Genomic DNA, 19,086 nt, shown 5'->3' with positions numbered 1-19,086 from the left:
CTCACCTATCTGCAGGTAGTTCGTACCCAAATTTGTACCAATGTGTCGCGACGCAGCCTACGACGTCGACGGGCGCTCGGAGTACGAATGTCCGAACTGCGGCCAGACCGTCACCGCGGCGAGCTATCCGGGCGACTGTCCGGAGTGTGCAGCGCCGATGCGCAACCGAGCGACACCGTTCGAGTAATTACCCTCCATGTCTCAGAAAGCACTGATGGAAGCTACAGGTGAAGATTCAGAAAACGAAACTGCACTCGAAACCGCCAGACGTCAGCTGCACGAGGCGGCTGCCCACGTCGACGTCGATCCTGGCGTAATCGAGCGACTCAACCATCCGACCCGTGTCGTGGAGGTCTCGGTACCGATCAAACGAGACGACGGCACCGTCGACGTGTTTACGGGCTATCGTGCACAACACGACGACGTCCGCGGCCCGTACAAGGGTGGGCTCAGGTATCATCCCGACGTCACCGCCGACGAGTGTGTCGGACTGGCAATGTGGATGACCTGGAAGTGCGCCGTGATGGACATCCCGTTCGGCGGTGCGAAAGGTGGCGTGGTCGTGAACCCGAAGGAGCTGTCGACGCGCGAAAAGGAGCGACTCACCCGCCGATTCGCAGAAGAGATCCGCGACGAAGTCGGCCCTCACAAGGACATTGCCGCCCCCGACATGGGGACGGACGGCAAGACGATGGCGTGGTTCATGGACGCCTACAGTATGCAGGAAGGCGAGACTGCCCCCGGCGTCGTCACCGGAAAACCGCCCGTCATCGGCGGGAGCCACGGTCGGGAAGAGGCGCCGGGACGCAGCGTCGCGATTATCGCCCGGGAGGCGATAGACTACTACGACATGGACATCCGCGAGACCAGCGTCGCGGTTCAAGGGTACGGTAGCGTCGGAGCTAACGCCGCCCGGCTCCTCGACGACTGGGGCGCAACAGTCGTGGCTGTAAGCGACGTAAACGGGGGGATCTACGATCCCGACGGCCTCGACACCCGAACGGTGCCGTCACACGAAGAGGAACCGGAAGCGGTGATGCGTCAGGACGCGCCCAACACCGTCACGAACGAGGAACTGCTGGAACTGGACGTTGACGTGGTGATTCCGGCGGCAATCGGCAACGTACTCTCTCTCGAGAACGCCGACCGGATCCAGGCGGACGTCGTCGTCGAAGGGGCGAACGGTCCCACGACCTCCGGCGCGGATCGAGTGCTCGAAGAGCGGGGGATTCCGGTGATCCCGGACATACTCGCCAACGCCGGCGGAGTTACGGTGTCGTACTTCGAGTGGCTCCAGGACATCAACCGCCGGAAGTGGTCGAAAGAGCGCGTGTACAACGAGCTCGAGTCGGAGATGCTCTCGGCGTGGGATTCGGTCCGCGAGGAGGTCGAGGCCGGCGACGTGAGCTGGCGGGACGCAGCGTACGTCGTCGCGCTCGAACGGATCGGCGCCGCCAAAGAGACCCGGGGACTGTGGCCCTGAACGAGCGTTCGAGCGACTGACGCACGAACGCTTAAGTCCGAAGCCGGCTCCATCCCGGCGCGATGGTGCTTCGACGTCACCCGTCGGCGACCTGTAATCGGTGTGGTTCAGCGTTGTACTACCGATACCTCGAGGACTCTACCGGCTGGCAGATCTCCGTGACGTGTGATCCGGAAGACGGCTGCGGTCGGGACGTCGCGACGAAGCGGGCGCCGAGACACCACGTCGACCGACCCGAAGAAGCGCGAGCCGTTGCAAAACGTCTCGCCGGCGAACTGTGAGTCCGACCGCGGCACCCCGAGCTATCCCTATCGGACCCTTTTTAACCCCCTGGGGGACAATAGCAGTTCAATGAGTGCACCGTGGGACGGCTGGGACCACGTACTGAAAGTCGATCCCGACAAGGATCTTGTGGCGGGGGAGACGTTCGCGGACGTCTGTCGGACCGGCACCGACGCCATCGAGATCGGCGGTACGCGCGGGATAACCGAAGAGAAGATGCAGCGGGTAATCGAAGCGTGTTCCCGACACGACGTTCCGCTGTATCAGGAGCCGTCGAACCCGTCGGTGGTCATCGACTCGCCGGCACTGGACGGCTACCTGATCCCGACGGTGTTCAATGCAGAGGACAGCTTCTGGATCACCGGCGCCCACAAGGAGTGGGTCCGGATCGAAAACGGGCTCGATTGGGATCGCACCCACACCGAGGCGTACGTCGTCTTGAACCCCGACTCGGCAGTAGCTGAATACACCGACGCCGACTGCGACCAGGCCCCAGAAGACGTCGCCTCCTTCGCCGCAGTCGCCGAGAAACTGTTCGGTCAAGAGATCGTCTATCTCGAGTACTCCGGGACGCTCGGGGACCCCGACGTGGTGTCTGCGGCCGCTGACGCGCTCGATACTGCGACGCTGTTTTATGGGGGCGGAATCGCCGACTACGACGACGCCTACCGTATGGGGAAACACGCGGACGTCGTCGTCGTCGGGGATCTCCTCCACGAGGAAGGGGTCGATGCGGTGCGCGACACTGTCGAGGGCGTGAAAGACGCTCACGCGGAATCGACGGCCGTCGACGCGACGGGCCCGGACGCCGAGTGAACGATTGCGACGAGGTACAGTTAACAGTAGTTGGCAATATGACTCAGGTTTATATACGAATCCGCGGTAATCGAGTTCGGAACGCCAGTTTACGCGTTCCGAGCTAACTAAAGTAAATCACATTGCCAACAACTGTTAAGTGATCGCTGGAGGAGCCCAGAACGTGCGACTCGTTCATCGTCGCGGTCCGCCGGACGCACGCGAGGAACGGACACTGGCCACCGCAATCGACCGTGCCGACACGACGCTCCAACAGGCCAGAGGGTTGATGTTTCGCCGGTCGATCCCCGACGACTACGCCCTCGTGTTTCGGTTCGACCGTCCGGACACGCGAACGCTTCACATGCTGTTCGTTCCGTTCCCGATCGACGCGGTCTGGCTCACAGGTCCCGAGGTGATCCGCGTCGAGCGACTCCGTCCCTGGATCGGGTTCGCACGGGCAACCGCAGACACGATACTCGAGTTGCCGGCCGGGACGGCCGCCGACGTGAACCCGGGCGACACGATCGAGCTCATCGAGGAAAACGACGGCTAGCTCGGCTACTCGGGCGAGAAAACCTCGGCCCGATCGTCGGTCACGACGCCGTACTCGGCGCGATCGACCGCGGTCGGCGGCGGGTTCTCGTCGTATCGGGCAGCCAGGCTGGCCCGGACCGCCTCCCGAACGCAGGCGCGCGCCGCGTTGCCGACGACGGTCGCGCTCCCCGAAAACGTCGTCTCCGGGCCGGACGGATCGCAGGCGACGACGATCGCGTCGCTGGTCGTTCCGGGCGCGCCGATTGCAGACAGCAGCGTCGCCGCTTTCGCCTCGGCGGCAACCGCCACCAGGTTGGCGAGCGCCCCCTTCGAGAGTGCGGCGGTGGTCCCGACCACGAGATTGACCGTTCCGATCGGACGGTCCTCGTTTCCAGTGTCCGGAAGTTCGGTGCCCTCCGGATCCATCGGTAGCTCCGCGAGGTTCGACACGCCCGCTGTCGCGTACGCCTCCACCGGTCCCAGCCTGGCTCCGCGTGCGTTCTCGGCGTCGACTCCCGTCAGGAGTATCGGTGCCGCTCGCCCGATCTCGTCGGCCGGGAGGTCGGCGACTCCCGGCTCGGACAACCGGTCGGCGACGTCGACAGCGAGGTCGTCGGGATGCCAGCCCTCCGGAACAGTGACGCTGTAGGCGGCGTCCGCGACGCGTCTCCCGCCGCGCCAGCCGGTGGACAACCAGACGGTTTCCGGTCGCCGGATCGCGAGGACCCTACCAGTGAGGCTGGTCTCAAACATTCAACGCCTCCAGCATCCGGTCGTTCGCGTCGGACCCTTTTATCGCAACCCGTACGTGGGAATCGAGTCCGCGGAAACTCCTCGCGTCCCGGATCTCGACGCCCCGATCGCGGGCGGTTTCGACGACTTCCTCGACGGTCCGTCCCGACGGGCTGACGTCGAACAGGACGTACGGCGCTGCAGGCTCCGATGACGGCGGTGAGACGACCTCAAACGCCGTAGAGAGCCGTTTCTGGATCCGTTTCCGTTCGAGTGCGACCGACTCGCGGGTCGCTTCGACGAACCGATCACCCCGGCGGTCGGCGGTGAGACAGTGGGTTCCCACGCGGGCGGCCGGCGTCGAGAGGTTCCAGGGCCGCCTCGCTGTTTCGAGCCGGTCGCGGAGGCAGCCAGTCGCGACCGCGTAGCCGACCCTGATCCCCGGGAGGCCGAACAGTTTGGTCAGCGATCGAGCGACGACGGTGCCCTCCGTGCCCGCAAGCGACGGGGCATCCAGGTAGCCGAGGAACGCCTCGTCGGCCAGGAGGACCGTCCCTGCGCGCCGACACCGGTGTGTGAACTCCCGCAGGCGATCGGGATCGGGAAGCTCCCCAGTCGGGTTGTTCGGCGTACAGACGACGGCCAATGGGTACGGCTCCGGATCCAATCCGAGGAGTTCGTCCTGACCGTAAAACTCAGGTGTTGCCCCCTGAAGTCGGACTTCACGCTCGTATTCGGCGAAACTCGGTGCTGGAATCAGGACTTCGTCGCCGGGCGAGACGGTAACGGAGACGGCAAGTCTGATCGCGGCCAGCCCGCCCGGTGTCACGACGACGTCCTCGGGGTCGACGTCGCCGGAGGACGCGTCGCCGGAACCCGATTCTTCCTCGCCGTGAAACCGCTCGAGGAAGCCGGCTGCGGCCCGCCTGAACGCGTCGTATCCGTCGTCGGGATATCTGCGGGCGTCGTCGAACGCGGCCTCGTAAACCGCACGGGTTCCCGCAGGGGTGTTGGGGTTCGTGTTGGCGCTGAAATCCAGCAGGTCATCCCGCTCGGTTCCGCCGTGGGTCGCGCGTTCGACGCCGTCGATCGAGTGTGGATCCATCTACGGTTCCTCCACCGTACAAAGACGTTCGGCCACGCGTACGTCGCGTTTGCGGTTCACGTTCACTGCGAGCCGTGCGTCCCAGCTGTAGAAGAGACTGTCCTCCCGTTCGGTTTCGGTCGCTGCGACCACGTTGAGCCCCGCCGGTATCCAGGGGGTGTCGCCGTCGATGCTCGCTTCGAGTTCCCGTTTGAGTGCAGCCGGAACGACGGTCGTGGCCGATCGCACGCGAAAGCCGCCTTCGGGGCGTTCGTCGACGTTCCTGTTTCGAGGGTCTTCCCGGGCGTGTGCGATCAGCTGGTTCACTGGTTGGGATGCGAGCAACGGCAGATCGGCAACGGCCGTGAGTACTGGGGGTTCGACCGGTCCCGCCTGGAGCGCAGTCTGAAGGTCGGAGACGTAGCCGTTCCCCGGCGTCTCGATGCACGGGAGCTCGCCGTCGAGGTGAGCGGTGGTCTCCGGTGCATGTGGCGACACGACAGCGTACACCCGATCGACGCGACTGTTCCGGAGGGCCTCCCGGACCCGATCCACCATTGGAACGCCGCAAATCGGCACCAGGGGTTTTTCAGTGTCCGATTCGAGGCGGGTTCCCTGCCCGCCACACATCACGAGAGCGTCCACGCGATCACCCCCACGTGGAGTCCGGCGAGACGGGCGATTTCGTTCGCCGCACCGAACACGTCGCCGTTGACGCCGCCGAGCAGGCGGTTCGCCCAGGCCGCCAGGAATCCGCCTCCCAGAAACGCGCCGAGGAGTGCGGCGGCGACGGGGACAACAGCCCCGACGGGAGCACCCACCGCGACGATCGGTAGCGACACGAGTACCGGAACCGCCAGGTCGCTGCGGTCCGCATTCGTCGTGAACGCCGATCCGAGCCCGTCGTGTCTGGCTGTGCCGACGCAGGCGACTGCCGCCATCGACAGCTTCGCGCCGACTTCGGTGGCGATCACGACAGCGAACACTGCTGTGGAGCCGACGCGTCCGAGCCCGTAAAATCCGAACGCGAGCGCGACGAGCGCGGCAACGGCGACCGCGATCGCGCCGACGCCGACGGTGGTGTCCTTCAGAACCGCGACCCGTTCGTCCGGCTCGCCGTGGACGACTGCCGCGTCGCCGAGATCCAGCAAGCCGTCCAGGTTGTTGATCCCTGCAACCGCGTACACGGCAAGCAGTCCGACGACCGCCACGCTCGCGGCGGGAACCCCGGCCGCGGCGACGACGGCGACCGGCAGGCCGATCAGCGCACCGATGACGTACCCCGAGAGCGGGAACGCCGTCGGCGTGCGTTCGAACGCCTCCCAGTCCCGGGTCTCCCTGCCGATCGGGATCCGAGAGAGGAACCCGATCGCCCCCCGGACTGCGGGCAACAGTCCGTCAGTCACCCGAGGACACCTCCCAGACCCAACACCCAGCCGCCCGAAAGCAAAAACGACGCGATCGCGGCCCGGTCGACGAGTCGGACTCCCTCGAGTCCGCAGCCGACGTCGGGAAACGCCGCGTCGGGGTTGAGAACGTACGATCCGGGCTTTTCGAGCCTGACGTCGATGGCGGCCGACAGCGCCGCCATCGGCCAGCCCGAGTTCGGCGACGGGGGCGTTCGTGCCCAGCCAGCGGCCCGACGGATCGCTGCGGGATCCAGCGCAACACCTGCAATTAACACTGCACTCGCCCGCGCTGGAACCGCCATCACGAGGTCGTCGAGACGTGCGCTCGGCCCGCCGACGGCTTTCGACCGGTAGCCCAGCATCGAGTCGAGCGTGTTGACCCCTTTCACCCAGGCGGCGGCCGCCGCGGCAACCGGAAGCGAGACGAGGGCGCCGACCGCAAAGGCCGCAAGCGGGGCGACGAGACCGTCCGCGAGGTTCTCCGCGGCGCTTTCGACAGCAGCGCTGCGAAGTTCCTCGGGGGCGAGCGACTCCGGATCGCGCCCGGCGAGTGCGGGAAGTCGCTCGCGCGCTGCGGCGGGATCCGACTCGCTTGCGGCGATGACCGCCCGCGCCTCCGAGCGGAGCAGCCGACGGCTGAGCGTCACGAACAGGACGAGCCCGGCGACCAGTGCTTCTGCTGGACCCGGCGCGACGGAGACGACCGCCCACACTATCGCCGCGGCCCCCAGGGGAAGTCCCAACGCGAGCGTTCCGACCACTCGGGGACGCCTCCACTCGCGATCCACCGCCGCGACGGCCAGCCCGAACCAGGCGACCGGATGCAGCCGTTTCGGCGGCTCTCCGACGGTCGTATCGAGGAGGAACGCGATCGCGACCGCGAGGGCGGCCGAGACGCCGACGGAAACGGCCGCGGGAACACTCGCCGGTGACGCGAGCTCGATCACTGGATCCGCACCTCCGAGAGCCGATCCGGCACTGCCGAAAGCGACACGTTCTCGAGCAGGATTGCGATCCCACCGACGTCCTCGATCCCGCCGTCCGTTTCCGGATTGTCACCGACGTGGACGAGATCCGTCACGTCGACACCGAGACGGTCGGCGGCGGCCTGGAAGGCCCGTCGGTCCGGTTTGCGGTAGCCGACGTCGACGCTCGCGAGAACGGCGTCGAACCGACCGTCGAGCGCGACCCGTTCGAGCGTCCGGTCGACCAGTCCCGGTACCGAGCAGTTCGAGAGCAGGCCAACCCGTCCCCTCCGAGATGCCGCCTCGATCGCTGTCCCGGCTCCATCCCGACGATTCACTCGGCGGTCGAACGCGGCACGAACTGCCTCAGTGACGACGTCCGCTTCGCCAGATCCCGGCCCGTCAGGGCGCCTGCTTTGCCCCGGGGAGTCTGTGTCCACCCCGGACTCCTCGAGCGCCGCTCGAACGTGGTCGGGAAGCGAGAGCTCCCGACCCGGCTCGATGTCGACCTGCGGAGTGGCGTACAGTTCCTCCCAGTTCTCTGGAACGGAGACGTCCCGCGTCCGGAGTTCCTCCGCGAGGGCCTCCGCCGGATCGTCCGGGCGGGAAGCCGACACGAGAGTTCCAAAGAGATCGAACGTGATCGCGATCGACCGATCGTCGCTCACGGGTATTTTCCCTCCCGGGAAGGTCGCTTCTCCGGCGACAGCTTCAGCGGCGAGAGATCCAGGTTCGAGGCGACGAGCTCGGCGGCTGCGTCGTACGGGTCGGGTACGCCGGCGTCGCTTCCGGCAGCCTCGGGCGGTCGTCGACCGGCCGCCTCGAAGACTGCCGTCAGAAAGCCCCGACGGGCGGTTTCGTTTTCGAACAGCCCATGGAGATACGTCCCGAGTACGTCATCCATCGCCGCGCTCGTCGGGCCGACCGGCCGGTCGATATCGTCCGTCGAACTCCCTTTGCTCTCCCGGAGCGCGGTGTCCCCCATGTGGATCTCGTAGCCGGAGACGGTCCCCGTCGCGCCGCCGAGTGCGGCCGTCGGCGCGAGCGTTCGCTCGACGGCCTCGACGTGTTTCTCGGTGGAAAATCGCGTCTCGACGGGGAGCCGACCGATCCCCTCGAGTTCGGTTTCGCCCCTGGTCCCCTCGACGTCCGCGTTCAGGATGCGCTCGCCGAGCTGCTGGTAGCCGCCACAGAGGCCGACGATCGGGCCTTCGAAGTCGGCGATCTCCTCGACCATGCCGGCGGATTCGAGGGCGATAAGGTCGTCGACGGTGTTTTTCGTCCCCGAGAGTACGAGGCCGTCGATCCCGTCGAGCGACGCGGAAAGCGGGAGGTAGACCACCCGGACGCCGGGCTCTCGAGCCAGCGGCCCCAGATCGGTCATGTTCGAGGCCCGAGGGAGCCGCGGGACACCAACCTGTACGGTTCGGTGCTCGGGGACGCCGTCGTCGTCGCCGATGACGGCGCGCTCGCCGACCGCCGGCAGGGAGACGCTGTCTTCCTCGGGGAGACCGGGATCGTCGTAGGGCAGGACACCCAATACGGGGACGCCTGTGCGTTCCTCCAGCTCCTCGATCGCCGGTTCCAGGATCTCCCGGTCGCCTCTGAACTTGCTGATGACGACGCCAGCAATCCGGTCGGTTACGTCATCGGGCGCGAGTTCGAGAGTGCCGACGACGCTCGCGAACGCACCGCCGCGTTCGATGTCGGCCACGAGCACCACGTCGGCGTCGGCGAAGCGCGCGGTTTCGACGTTCGCGAGATCGCGATCCCGCAGATTGGGTTCGCCGACGCTGCCGGCCCCCTCCGCGACGATCACCTCGTGATCGGCCGCGAGCCGTCCGTGTGCTCGGCTGGCGGCCTCCAGGGCGCGATCCCAGTAGTCGCTGTAGTACTCTCCGGCCGCGAGCGTCGCGACCGCGTCGCCGTCGACGACCAGCTGGGAGGCGCCCTCGGCGTGGGGCTTCAAAAGGACCGGGTTGTGATCGGTCGTCGGATGGATACGGGCGGCCCGCGCCTGGACGTACTGGGAGACGCCGATCTCGCCGAAGGCGTTCCCGTCACGTTCCGGCATGTCGTCGGAATCCGTCGCACCATCGCGGTCCACCGGACGGGGAGCCGTCGCCTTCGGGACCGCACGCGCGTTGTTCGACATGTTCTGTGCTTTGTACGGCGCGACGTCGAACCCGCGATCGGCGAGATGACGACAGAGGCCGGCAACGACAGTGCTTTTCCCGACGTGTGACGCCGTACCGGCGACGAGGATCGTTCGGGTCACTTGTCCGTCCGTCTGTCGTGGTCCGACAAGAACGTACGGGATCCGGTTCGAATCCCGAGAAGGTGGTTATCCCATCCGGGCCGCCTGGCGGGCGAGTTCCACGTCGTGGGACGGGTTTCGGGTGAGGCTCGGCCCGTGACCGACGTGCATCTCGGCGACGTCGTCGCCGACGAGCGCGTGGATTCGGTCGATGCTCTCGATCAGTTTTCCTCGGTCGCCCTCTGCGAGATCGGTTCGGCCGAATCCACCGTTCTGAAACACGAGGTCTCCCGCGAAGAGGATTCCCGGTTCGCGGGCGTAAAAACAGAGGTGATCGTTTTTGTGCCCCGGCGTGTGGACCGCAAGGTAGTCGTGATCGCCCAGTCGAACGGTTTCCTCGTCTTCGATCGGATTGTCGGTGGCGGGCTGGTCGGTGTCGAACCCCCACGTCTCGACGTCGAACGCCTCTTTCACCTCCGGAACGTTGCCGACGTGATCGGGGTGAGTGTGGGTGAGCACGACGGCGTCGAGCGTCGTCGATCCACCCCTGTCGACGCCGTCGTCCCCATCAACTGTTCGCTCCTCGAGTTCTCGGCGGATTCGGGGGACGATGTCGAAGTTGGCGCCGGTGTCGACCAGTACTGTCCGGTCGCCCACCACGAGAAACGCGTTGCTCGTGAACGCCTGCACGCCGGCTGCCAGGTTACGGATCATGGCTCTCCCTACGGAGGGTCGGTAGTTCAATTATCTGCATCTATTTGTATCTGGCCCCGGTCGTCTCCACCGACAACCGAGCCATGCAACAGTACCTCGATCTCGTCGAAGACGCTCTCGCGACCGGAACGTACAAACCGAACCGAACCGGCGTCGACACGATCGCGTCGTTTAGCCAGCATTACACGATCGACCTCGCCTCGGGGTATCCTCTGCTCACGACCAAGAAACTCGACGGCTACCGCTGGAACTCGCTGATACACGAGGTCCTGTGGTATCTCTCGGGGGAAGAACACGTCCGGAACCTCTCGGAGGAAACAGGGATCTGGGACGCCTGGGCCGACGAGGACGGGGCTCTCGACACCGCCTACGGCCGGTTCTGGCGACGGTACCCCGTCCCCGAAGCTGCGGGCCAGCTCCCGGGGGAGTCGTGGCCGGACGACGACAACCCGTGGATCACCGTCGAGACGGAGTCGGGAACGGGCGTCCGGCGGACGTTCGATCAGATCCAGTACGTGCTGGACGGACTCCTGGAGGACCCACACTCGCGGCGCTACGTGGTCAACGCGTGGCACCCCGCCAACGCGGCGGTGTCGACGCTGCCGCCGTGTCACTACACGTTCGTCCTCAACGTTCAGGGCGGGAAGCTCCACTGTCAGCTGATGCAACGCTCCGGCGACATCGCGCTGGGAGTGCCCTTCAACATCGCCGCCTACTCGCTGCTCGCGAACGCGATCGCCCAGCGTACCGGGTTCGAACTCGGGGAGTTCGGTCACACGATCGTCGACGCCCACGTCTACTGCGGGCAAGGGAATCGAGGAGAGTGGTACGCCCAGAACCTGCCGGAGTTGCAACGGCGCCTCGCCGACGCCGACCGGGCGGCCGACTACGCGGAGCTCAACGCGTGGATCGAGTCGGAGGCACCGACGGAAGCGCCCGACGAAGAGGGGTACGATCACGTCCCCGGGCTGCTCGAACAGCTCACCCGCGAGCCGAACGCCCGTCCGGAGATCGAGATCGCGGACAAACCCCTCGAGGAGTTGGGCTTCGAGGACATCAATCTGCGTGACTACGACCCGGAACCGGGCATCGACTTCGCGGTCGCAGAATGACGACGTTCACGTTGATCGCCGCGGTGGCAGAAAACGGCGTCATCGGCGACGAGGGCGGGATCCCGTGGGAGTATCCCGAGGATCTCCGTCGGTTCAAGCGCCTTACCACCGGCCATCCGGTGGTACTCGGCCGTCGAACATACGAGGGGATCGAAGCCAGGCTCGGTGGGCCGCTTCCCGACCGGCGGAACGTCGTCCTCTCGCGATCGGACCCGGACGTCCCCGGCGAGGTTCTCCTCGCGGAGTCGGTCGACGAGGCGGTCGAACTCGCCGAGGCGGCGGCCGAGGAGATGGGCGTCTCGGAGGTGTTCGTCGCCGGCGGAGCGACAGTATATGAAGCGTTCCGCCCGCTTTCGACCCGAATGGAGCTGACAGAGATCCACGAGTCACACGAGGGAGACACACGGTTCCCGTCGTGGGACCGGGAGGACTGGCGGGAGGTCCAACGGGACGACAGGGAAGCGTTCTCGTTCGTGACGTACGAACGCCGGTCGTAGCGAGTGCAGACCGGCTCCGGAGACGACAGCAGGGCCGGACGGGAGTCGTGCCGATTCGCGAGGGTTTTTCCCCGCGGCAGCCATAGCCGTGCGCGATGACCGAACAGACGGCCGGATCACTGTCGCCGACGACCCGGGAGGACCGACGATGAGGGGCAACGACCAGCAGGCGTACGATCGCGGAACGTCGCTGTTCTCGCCCGACGGACGGATCTATCAGGTCGAATACGCCCGCGAGGCAGTCTCGCGCGGTGCGCCGAGCGTCGGGATCCGGACCCCCGAAGGGGTCGTCCTGGCGGCGCTGGCACAGCCCTCCTCGGAGCTGATGGAGGCCGAGAGCATCGAGAAGCTCCACAAGCTGGACGACCACGTGGGGACGACCAACGCCGGCCACGTCGCCGACGCTCGGAACCTGATCGACTACGCACGGCGGTTCGCCCAGGGGAACCAGCTGCGATACGGCGAGCCGGTCGGCGTCGAAGCGTTGACGAAACACGTCACCGACTACATCCAGGAGAACACCCAGATGGGTGGTACCCGGCCGTTCGGGGCTGCCCTTCTGATCGGCGGCATCGAGGACGGCCGTCCCCGGCTGTTCAGCGCCGATCCCTCGGGGACGCCACACGAGTGGCGCGCGACCGTCATCGGCGCCGACAGAAGCGAGATCCAGTCGCTCCTCGAGGAGGAGTGGGACGAGGAACTCACGCTCGAAGACGGAATCGAACTCGCGATTCGGGCGCTGCAGGTCCGGTCGGAGGAGCTCGAGGCAGAGCACGTGAACCTGGTGACGGTGACGCCCGAGGACGGCTACCGCCACTGTCCAGTCGAAGACGTCGCGGACGTGCTCGATCGGATCCTGGGAGACGACGAGGACACAGGCGACGGCGACGCGACCGACGACGACGAGGACGACAGCGCGGAATAACCGGCCCGTTCCGCCGGCTGCGGTGATTTTACGATTCCGGGAGTCGACTCGCGAGTATGCACCTTCTGTGTGGCGGCCACGTGGCGGACGCGTCCGGAACACGGCGTGCCGACGTCGCGATCGAAGACGGACAGATTTCGGCGGTCGGTACGGACGACCCCGCACTCGAGGAAGCGAACGCCGAGCGAGTGACAGACGTCTCCGGCGAGTATATTGCGCCGGGGCTGATCGACAGTCACGTCCACCTGCCGATGGACGGCCGTCCGGACGTCGAGGAGTACCTCGACGACACGGCGTACATGGCTTCCTACCGCACAGCCGAGAACCTGCGGACGGCGGTTTCGGCGGGTGTGACCGTAGTTCGGGACCTCGGCTCGCGGGAGACGCTGGCGGTCGACGCTGCAACGGCCGTCGCCGAGGGCACGATCGAGGGGCCGAGGGTGGTGGCCGCAGGCGAAAACGTCGTGATGACCGGCGGACACGGCTACTGGTTCGGGCGGGAGGCCGACGGTCCGGCAGAGATCCGGAAGGCCGTCCGTGAGCAGCTCAAGGCCGGCGCAGAGGTAATCAAGTGCATGGCGACCGGCGGCGTGTTGACAAGCGGCGCCCAGACTGGCGCCCCGGAGCTGACCCCCGAAGAGCTCGAGGCGCTCGTGGAGACGGCGAGCGCGAAGGGCGTCCCGACGGCCGCCCACGCCCACGGCGACCGCGGGATCGAAAACGCCGTCCGGGCGGGGATCACGAGCATCGAGCACGGGACCTTCATGAGTCGCGAGACGGCGGAACTGATGGCCGATCGGGGAACCTACTGGGTTCCGACCGCGAGCGCTCTGCGGGGGATCGTCGAGCACGGCGTCGAGGCGGGCATTCCCGAGGAGGCTGTCGCGAAGGCCGAGGAGGCGGCCGAGGCGTTCGAGAGTGCCTTCGAGAACGCACTGTCTGCGGGCGTTCGGGTGGCGATGGGCACCGACGCCGGGACGCCGTTCAACTACTTCGGGGACATCCCGGGAGAGCTATCGTACATGGTCGAGTACGGGATGGCCCCCGAGACGGCGCTGGAGGCGGCGACCGTCAACGCGGCGGAGCTACTGGGGCTCGACGACGTTGGGCGCGTGGAGTCGGAGTATCGTGCGGATCTGGTGGTGTTGGATGCGGATCCGAACACGGATGCCACGGCGTGGCAGTCACCGACGGCAGTTTATAAGGATGGATCGAAGATCAGGTGAGAGTCGAGCGGGGTCGACCGCGGTGGAACGGTGGTGACGGATCGCACGGCGGCGGCGAAACGGAAGCGTTTTAGGGGTCACATCGCTACTCGCTATTGCGTTCGAGAGAACGTGGACGCTCCGATAGTGTAGTCCGGCCAATCATATTGCCCTCTCGAGGCAATGACCGGGGTTCAAATCCCCGTCGGAGCATCCCATTCCCTTTCTCGTCTTGCGGTTTTGGTCCGTGGCTAACCTCAGGTGAATACGATGCCACAGGGCAAACACGTAATCGAAGCCGTGTTACCCCGACGCCGTCTTGCGGTTCATGTTGTTGCCCCGGCAATTACATTCGATGTAAGATTCAGGGGGCAATCATGACCGATCTGGACGGTATCACGGTAGTCACGGAACCAAGCGAGGAATTGCTCAACGAACGTCAGCTATCTGACTATCGGTCCCAACGTGAGGACTGTCTCAAGTGGTTGCTCACGTTCGGGAAGAATCCAGACAAAGTCAATGGGTATGCCTTCGAGACAGTGCGGGCTAGAGCATACCGGATGGACATGTTCTATCGGTGGGTCTGGGAGCAAGAAGGACGATATGTCGCTGATGTAACTCACGAGCATGCGGATGGGTGGATGCAGGAATTGGCATACGAGGAGAAGAGCAACGCCCACAAAGATAACTGCCAGAAGGCAGTACAGATGTTGCTGAAGTGGAGACATCACAAGCATGGACTCGATGAGTGGGAGCCAGATATCCGCTTCAATTCTGGTGGTTCGTCCCAGCCGAGAGATTTTCTGACTCGTGAGGAACGAAGTAAAATTCGTGAAGCTGCTCTCGAATATGGATCGATTCCATCGTATAATAGTCTTACACCCGAAGAACGCGAGCGCTGGCGGATCTATTTAGCTCAGCGCTTCGAGAAACCCAAATCGGAGGTTACGCCTGACGATTGGGATCGTGCCAACGGGTGGAAGATCCCATCATTAGTCTTCGCAAGCTTGGATGCTGGATTACGACCAATCGAGGTAGCTCGAGCGACACCGTCATGGGTAGACGTCGACAATAATGTGCTCCGTATCCCGAAGGAAGAGAGTTCGAAAAACAGGGACAACTGGATCGTGAGCCTCCAGGCAAGAACAGCCGACGTATTGGATAAATGGATAGAACAACGAGACACGATCCCTCTGTACGATAATTCGGATGCACTGTGGCTCACACGACAAGGGAATGAGTACCGCTCACGCGCCTTGAAGCATCTTCTGACTCGGCTTTGTAACCTTACGGATATTGATACCGAAGATCGGGACCTCAGTTGGTACGCGATTAGACACTCAGTAGGGACGTACATGACACGAGAAGAAGGCTTAGCTGCAGCGCAGGCACAACTTCGCCATTCTAGCCCACAGACGACGATGAAATACGATCAGGTCCCGGCAGAAGATCGACGGGACGCCCTCGATAGAATGGGATAATTCCTGAAGACCTTAGTTTTGTTCGTAATCATCACCGAATAAGCATCTGAATGGATATCAAATATTTTCTTATTGCAATGCAAACTAAAGATACTCATTGATAATACGTCTAATCTCCACCCTAACACGATCAAAATTGTATGCTCCTTCTCCTTCAATTTCTATTGTCTTCTCCCTCTCGCTAACATCATATCCACCGATTAGATACAGTCTTCCATTATCTGTGACCTTATAGAGGCCCCTGCCTTCTTTTTCGACTAATCCAGCCTCCTCGAGTTTTTGGAGTCTCTGATTGACAGTAGGTCGGGATCTGTGGATGAAATCTGTTTCGGCGAGGTTTTTCGGGGTTGATCGACCTTCGGAGTTCAGAATCTCCAATATACGATCGTCAGTTGCGGTCATCCATTCAGCCGATCTTCGGGGAAGCATTGATCTACATTTTCTAGACGGCGAAGTATAATAGTTGCCACGAAAACGAACTTCGGCGTTATATTTACATTGCTGGAGTTGATATCTCAACTTGCCGCCGATTGCCGGCTATTGATGACCCTGTTGGGCTGCGAGAACGGGTCCGCAGGCACGGACCCGAAAAGGTGGCGTCCACTGTACGCGCTATGACAGACGCCACCACGAGGGCGCTCGAACGCCCTCAGCGACAAGAGGTAACGCACACACAAACTACTAGCGGTGAGTGCACCGTCTGCGGACGAGCCGCCGATGGGCTACATATAGTAATACAGGTACCCGTGCGCATAGTGCACGTCAGATCGATTGCCCCCTCGGTATCTGAAGGAGGCGCAGTCATGGAGACTTCAGGAGGTGGTACGGATGACAGACCGCCTTCTAACTGAACAGACTGCTCAATTAGCCGGACCAAGGCTCAAGATCTTGGTTGAGCAGGACTTGAGGGACTTCCGTTCCTTCATGCGGAATAAAGGGAAATCACCTCACAAAGGAGAGGGGCTCGCGAAGTTAACAACCGAGAACTACCTCTCCAGATTCGACCAACTTCTCCGAGCCGCATGGGTACTTGAGGGGGAGAAGACGTACCCAATCACTCACGAAGTAGCTGATCGGCTTGAAGAAGCACTCCAGCAGGACCAAATTGTACGCTCCAACGACGAACACTATAGCCAATCGAGTAAACGAAAATTCCAAAACACGCTCGAGAAATACTTCGAATATCGGTCGGATAATGGCGGTGGATCGTGGACTCCAACCTACCAATTCGAAGAGTCGGCCTCTCGGGAGACAGATTACTTTCGGCGAGACGAACGTCCGAAGCTCCGTGAAGCCGCACTAGAAATCGATCAGCTACCGCATTACTCGTCGGTTGATCCCACCGAACGTGATCGTATAAAGCAGTATCTCGCTCAAAAAACCGGACTCCCGAAGGAGGAGATCACGAGAGACGTCTGGAACGCACATCGCGAGTCGCTCAAAATCCCTTCGCTTGTCTTCACAGCATTAGATGCAGCACTGCGGCCAATCGAAGTCGAAGAGAGTACGACGGATTGGATGCGGCTTGATGCTCGGGAAATCCATATCCCAAAAGATGAATCGGCGAAAGGACGAGAAAACTGGAAAGTCGCACTAACGGCGGCGACGACTCGGATCAACAAACGGTGGCTCAAGCAGCGTTCCAGTCTGCCAAAGTACGATGGCCGGGACGAGATCTGGTTGAACAGACAGGCAAATCCATACACTTCTAAAACTCTGAACGACCTGCTCGACCGCCTGCTTCAAGAGACGGATATTCGGACGGACAATCGGGATCTGACGTGGTACTCTATTCGACACTCAACTGGCACGTATATGACCGAGGAAGAGGGCCTAGGTCAGGCAAGTGACCAGCTCCGACACAAATCGATCAATACGACCAAGAGGTACGATCACTCGTCCGTCGAGGCTCGGAGTAGCACGCTGGAGGATCTATGACCGAACAGTCGCCATATACCCCAGATGATCTGGGCACAGCAACTGTTCGTGTTGGTACGAAGTCCAGACAGGGACGAAGTCCTTACTTCGTACTACCAGTACTCGCGCGACACCGACTTGCGGACGAAGCTAATCGTGTCTCAGTGTGTAATGACGACGGAGTAATTGTCCTTCGACCTGGAAGAGATAGAGGATTTGTCGACTATAGTGCTGTTTCCCCTCATAATATCGTCATTGGGGCCAAAGCGTGTCGGGCTCTAAATGTAACGGAAGGTGATCGTATCAAAGTTCACGACGGATCCGATGAGTATCGGCTCAAAGTCGTGACCACCCGAAGACCTCCTACGGAAGGTGAGAAAAAATGACGGCCCGTCGGATACCAGTTGAATCGCTCTTCTGTCCGGCAGATGGAGCCGTTGTAGTTCGTATTAACCAGGGCAAACGCTTCGAATGTGTTCGTTGTTCGAGGGTATGGAAGCCGGAGGAGGTGATCTGTAATGGAGCTTCCTGATAGCGATGAGATAGAATCGATGCAGCGAGACGAATTAGTCAATCTTCTCATCGAAATTGTCGAGATGGTCGAAGAGCACAATGGACGAATTGAGAACATTATGTCAGTTATTGATAAGAATGTTCAGGGTCGCAAGCAGATGGAAGAGCAGATTGAAGAAATGCAAAGAGACATCTCCAACCTCGAATCAGAATGTCAACGACTCAGAGGTCGCGTCAGCGATAGTGGAGGCAAAAAACAAAAAGTAGCAAGCATTGTCCGATTTGCGGCGAACAAGCGTGCTGGTCAGTCTGTTGTGAAAGTTGGTGCAAAAGAGATCAAGGGCGCAACTGGCTGTTCAAGACGGTATGCTTACGATCTTATTGAAAATCTCCCAGATGAGTACGACTGGGCTCTATCTTCATCAGACATGAGTCAGTACGGTAGTTTAGAACTGGATAAAAGCGGCGAGAACAAGGTGCTCGGGATAGATTTTGAAGGTGTTCACAGTGCCGGGGTAGATGTGAAGAAGTTCACCACGGCCCTCGAAGGTGAGGGGGAGACTTCATGATGATTCTTCGTCGTACTAAACCACCTCCGTTTGATCTAGGGTAATTATAGTTGCAGTATCTATTGTAAATTATATATGATTAGCTGGTGGGATACTTTCTTTCCACGCTACCACGCCGATAACGGCTGAATTTCGCTCTCGCTGACCACGTGGTGAACCAGTTCAATCCTACTCGAGGTATCTCGGGAGAAACGATCTCGAAGCGAACCTGTTTAGGAAGGTGTAGTTTGTAGAATCTTCCACAGATGATTCTATGACGCATCCAGGACTAAGCACAGCTATTGTCCACGGAGAAAGCTGCGGCTACGACACGGCTGATCGAACCGGTGGCATTGGTGGGTGACTATCCTGATCTGGCGCTTGTCCTGAGCGTCTCCCCTGCATATTCTTTTCTACGTTTTCCACCTTTACAACGGTTCATCCGTCACCACCTCTTAAATTCGCAAAAGTATATCCAGTTTGAAAGTCGTCCACGGTATATCACCTTCGCCAGCCCAAATATTAATGATCATGAACCTTCGTTATATGGCCATTCTTTGCTCCAAGAGAACGAAATTCTTTGTCACAGATAGGGCATTTTTTCTCCAGCGATTTGTCTTCAACTACATC

The 19,086-nt window shown here is 62.1% G+C and carries 21 protein-coding genes and 1 tRNA gene; 13 read left to right on the top strand and 9 right to left on the bottom strand.

Going from position 1 to position 19,086, the window contains the following annotated elements; translation table 11 throughout:
• Window positions 1-40: 40 nt before the first annotated feature.
• The 5 genes from RH858_RS13055 to RH858_RS13035 all read left to right on the top strand — a co-directional run bounded on the left by RH858_RS13055 (window position 41) and on the right by RH858_RS13035 (window position 3,116).
• A complete protein-coding gene (locus RH858_RS13055) occupies window positions 41-187 on the top strand; it encodes a rubrerythrin-like domain-containing protein (protein ID WP_259536374.1) in 147 nt (48 codons plus the stop codon).
• A 9-nt stretch (window positions 188-196) separates the two neighbouring features.
• A complete protein-coding gene (gdhB, locus tag RH858_RS13050; RefSeq protein ID WP_303650973.1) occupies window positions 197-1,483 on the top strand; it encodes a glutamate dehydrogenase GdhB in 1,287 nt (428 codons plus the stop codon).
• A 62-nt stretch (window positions 1,484-1,545) separates the two neighbouring features.
• Window positions 1,546-1,764: a hypothetical protein gene (locus RH858_RS13045; protein WP_259536373.1), complete on the top strand. Its 219-nt coding sequence runs from the start codon at window positions 1,546-1,548 to the stop codon at window positions 1,762-1,764.
• Between the two features lie 70 nt (window positions 1,765-1,834).
• Window positions 1,835-2,581 carry a phosphoglycerol geranylgeranyltransferase gene (locus RH858_RS13040; protein WP_259536372.1) on the top strand — a complete coding sequence of 249 codons (747 nt, stop codon included), beginning with the start codon at window positions 1,835-1,837 and terminating at the stop codon, window positions 2,579-2,581.
• Between the two features lie 163 nt (window positions 2,582-2,744).
• Entirely contained in the window at window positions 2,745-3,116 is a 372-nt protein-coding gene (locus RH858_RS13035; RefSeq protein WP_259536371.1) for a DUF192 domain-containing protein, read from the top strand.
• Window positions 3,117-3,121: 5 nt separating this feature from the next.
• Here the strand turns inward: RH858_RS13035 and RH858_RS13030 are convergent, their stop codons facing one another.
• From RH858_RS13030 to RH858_RS12995, 8 genes are all read right to left on the bottom strand, one after another.
• On the bottom strand, window positions 3,122-3,850 hold the full coding sequence (locus tag RH858_RS13030) for an adenosylcobinamide amidohydrolase (protein WP_259536370.1): 729 nt from the start codon (window positions 3,848-3,850) through the stop codon (window positions 3,122-3,124).
• The gene (locus RH858_RS13025; protein ID WP_259536369.1) at window positions 3,843-4,934 is read right to left on the bottom strand and encodes an aminotransferase class I/II-fold pyridoxal phosphate-dependent enzyme; all 1,092 of its coding nucleotides are present in this window, start codon (window positions 4,932-4,934) and stop codon (window positions 3,843-3,845) included. The genes RH858_RS13030 and RH858_RS13025 overlap by 8 nt, the downstream gene beginning before the upstream one ends.
• Window positions 4,935-5,558: an NTP transferase domain-containing protein gene (locus tag RH858_RS13020; protein ID WP_259536368.1), complete on the bottom strand. Its 624-nt coding sequence runs from the start codon at window positions 5,556-5,558 to the stop codon at window positions 4,935-4,937. It lies immediately after the preceding gene.
• Window positions 5,543-6,319 (bottom strand): adenosylcobinamide-GDP ribazoletransferase, encoded by a 777-nt coding sequence (cobS, locus tag RH858_RS13015; RefSeq protein ID WP_310562100.1) that lies wholly within the window; start codon window positions 6,317-6,319, stop codon window positions 5,543-5,545. Before cobS ends, RH858_RS13020 begins: the two co-directional genes overlap by 16 nt.
• On the bottom strand, window positions 6,316-7,269 hold the full coding sequence (locus RH858_RS13010) for a CobD/CbiB family cobalamin biosynthesis protein (protein WP_259536366.1): 954 nt from the start codon (window positions 7,267-7,269) through the stop codon (window positions 6,316-6,318). Before RH858_RS13010 ends, cobS begins: the two co-directional genes overlap by 4 nt.
• Entirely contained in the window at window positions 7,266-7,955 is a 690-nt protein-coding gene (locus tag RH858_RS13005; protein WP_259536365.1) for an HAD family hydrolase, read from the bottom strand. Before RH858_RS13005 ends, RH858_RS13010 begins: the two co-directional genes overlap by 4 nt.
• Window positions 7,952-9,565 (bottom strand): cobyric acid synthase, encoded by a 1,614-nt coding sequence (locus RH858_RS13000; RefSeq protein WP_259536364.1) that lies wholly within the window; start codon window positions 9,563-9,565, stop codon window positions 7,952-7,954. Before RH858_RS13000 ends, RH858_RS13005 begins: the two co-directional genes overlap by 4 nt.
• Window positions 9,566-9,631: 66 nt before the next feature.
• The gene (locus RH858_RS12995) at window positions 9,632-10,258 is read right to left on the bottom strand and encodes an MBL fold metallo-hydrolase (protein ID WP_259536363.1); all 627 of its coding nucleotides are present in this window, start codon (window positions 10,256-10,258) and stop codon (window positions 9,632-9,634) included.
• Between the two features lie 83 nt (window positions 10,259-10,341).
• Between RH858_RS12995 and thyA the strand changes: the two genes are divergently transcribed.
• The 6 genes from thyA to RH858_RS12965 all read left to right on the top strand — a co-directional run bounded on the left by thyA (window position 10,342) and on the right by RH858_RS12965 (window position 15,478).
• Window positions 10,342-11,370: a thymidylate synthase gene (gene thyA / locus RH858_RS12990; RefSeq protein ID WP_259536362.1), complete on the top strand. Its 1,029-nt coding sequence runs from the start codon at window positions 10,342-10,344 to the stop codon at window positions 11,368-11,370.
• Entirely contained in the window at window positions 11,367-11,867 is a 501-nt protein-coding gene (locus RH858_RS12985; RefSeq protein WP_259536361.1) for a dihydrofolate reductase, read from the top strand. Before thyA ends, RH858_RS12985 begins: the two co-directional genes overlap by 4 nt.
• Window positions 11,868-12,015: 148 nt before the next feature.
• Window positions 12,016-12,792, top strand: a complete 777-nt coding sequence (gene psmA / locus RH858_RS12980; RefSeq protein WP_259536360.1) for an archaeal proteasome endopeptidase complex subunit alpha — start codon at window positions 12,016-12,018, stop codon at window positions 12,790-12,792.
• A 56-nt stretch (window positions 12,793-12,848) separates the two neighbouring features.
• Window positions 12,849-14,018 carry an amidohydrolase family protein gene (locus RH858_RS12975; protein ID WP_310562099.1) on the top strand — a complete coding sequence of 390 codons (1,170 nt, stop codon included), beginning with the start codon at window positions 12,849-12,851 and terminating at the stop codon, window positions 14,016-14,018.
• A gap of 117 nt (window positions 14,019-14,135) precedes the next feature.
• A tRNA-Glu gene (locus RH858_RS12970) sits at window positions 14,136-14,210 on the top strand.
• A 164-nt stretch (window positions 14,211-14,374) separates the two neighbouring features.
• Entirely contained in the window at window positions 14,375-15,478 is a 1,104-nt protein-coding gene (locus RH858_RS12965) for a site-specific integrase (protein ID WP_310562098.1), read from the top strand.
• Window positions 15,479-15,562: 84 nt separating this feature from the next.
• Here the strand turns inward: RH858_RS12965 and RH858_RS12960 are convergent, their stop codons facing one another.
• Complete coding sequence (locus RH858_RS12960) at window positions 15,563-15,880, bottom strand: winged helix-turn-helix transcriptional regulator (protein ID WP_310562097.1); 318 nt, start codon at window positions 15,878-15,880, stop codon at window positions 15,563-15,565.
• Window positions 15,881-16,306: 426 nt separating this feature from the next.
• Here RH858_RS12960 and RH858_RS12955 point away from each other — a divergent pair, with 426 nt between their 5' ends.
• Window positions 16,307-17,416 carry a tyrosine-type recombinase/integrase gene (locus RH858_RS12955; RefSeq protein ID WP_310562096.1) on the top strand — a complete coding sequence of 370 codons (1,110 nt, stop codon included), beginning with the start codon at window positions 16,307-16,309 and terminating at the stop codon, window positions 17,414-17,416.
• 497 nt (window positions 17,417-17,913) lie between these two features.
• Entirely contained in the window at window positions 17,914-18,477 is a 564-nt protein-coding gene (locus RH858_RS12950; RefSeq protein WP_310562095.1) for a hypothetical protein, read from the top strand.
• Window positions 18,478-19,086: the final 609 nt, after the last annotated feature.

The sequence above is a fragment of the Halalkaliarchaeum sp. AArc-GB genome (assembly GCF_031432225.1).
Classification (GTDB): domain Archaea; phylum Halobacteriota; class Halobacteria; order Halobacteriales; family Haloferacaceae; genus Halalkaliarchaeum.
The sequence above is the reverse complement of the archived record's forward strand: the minus strand, read 5'-3'. Positions and strand labels throughout refer to the sequence as shown.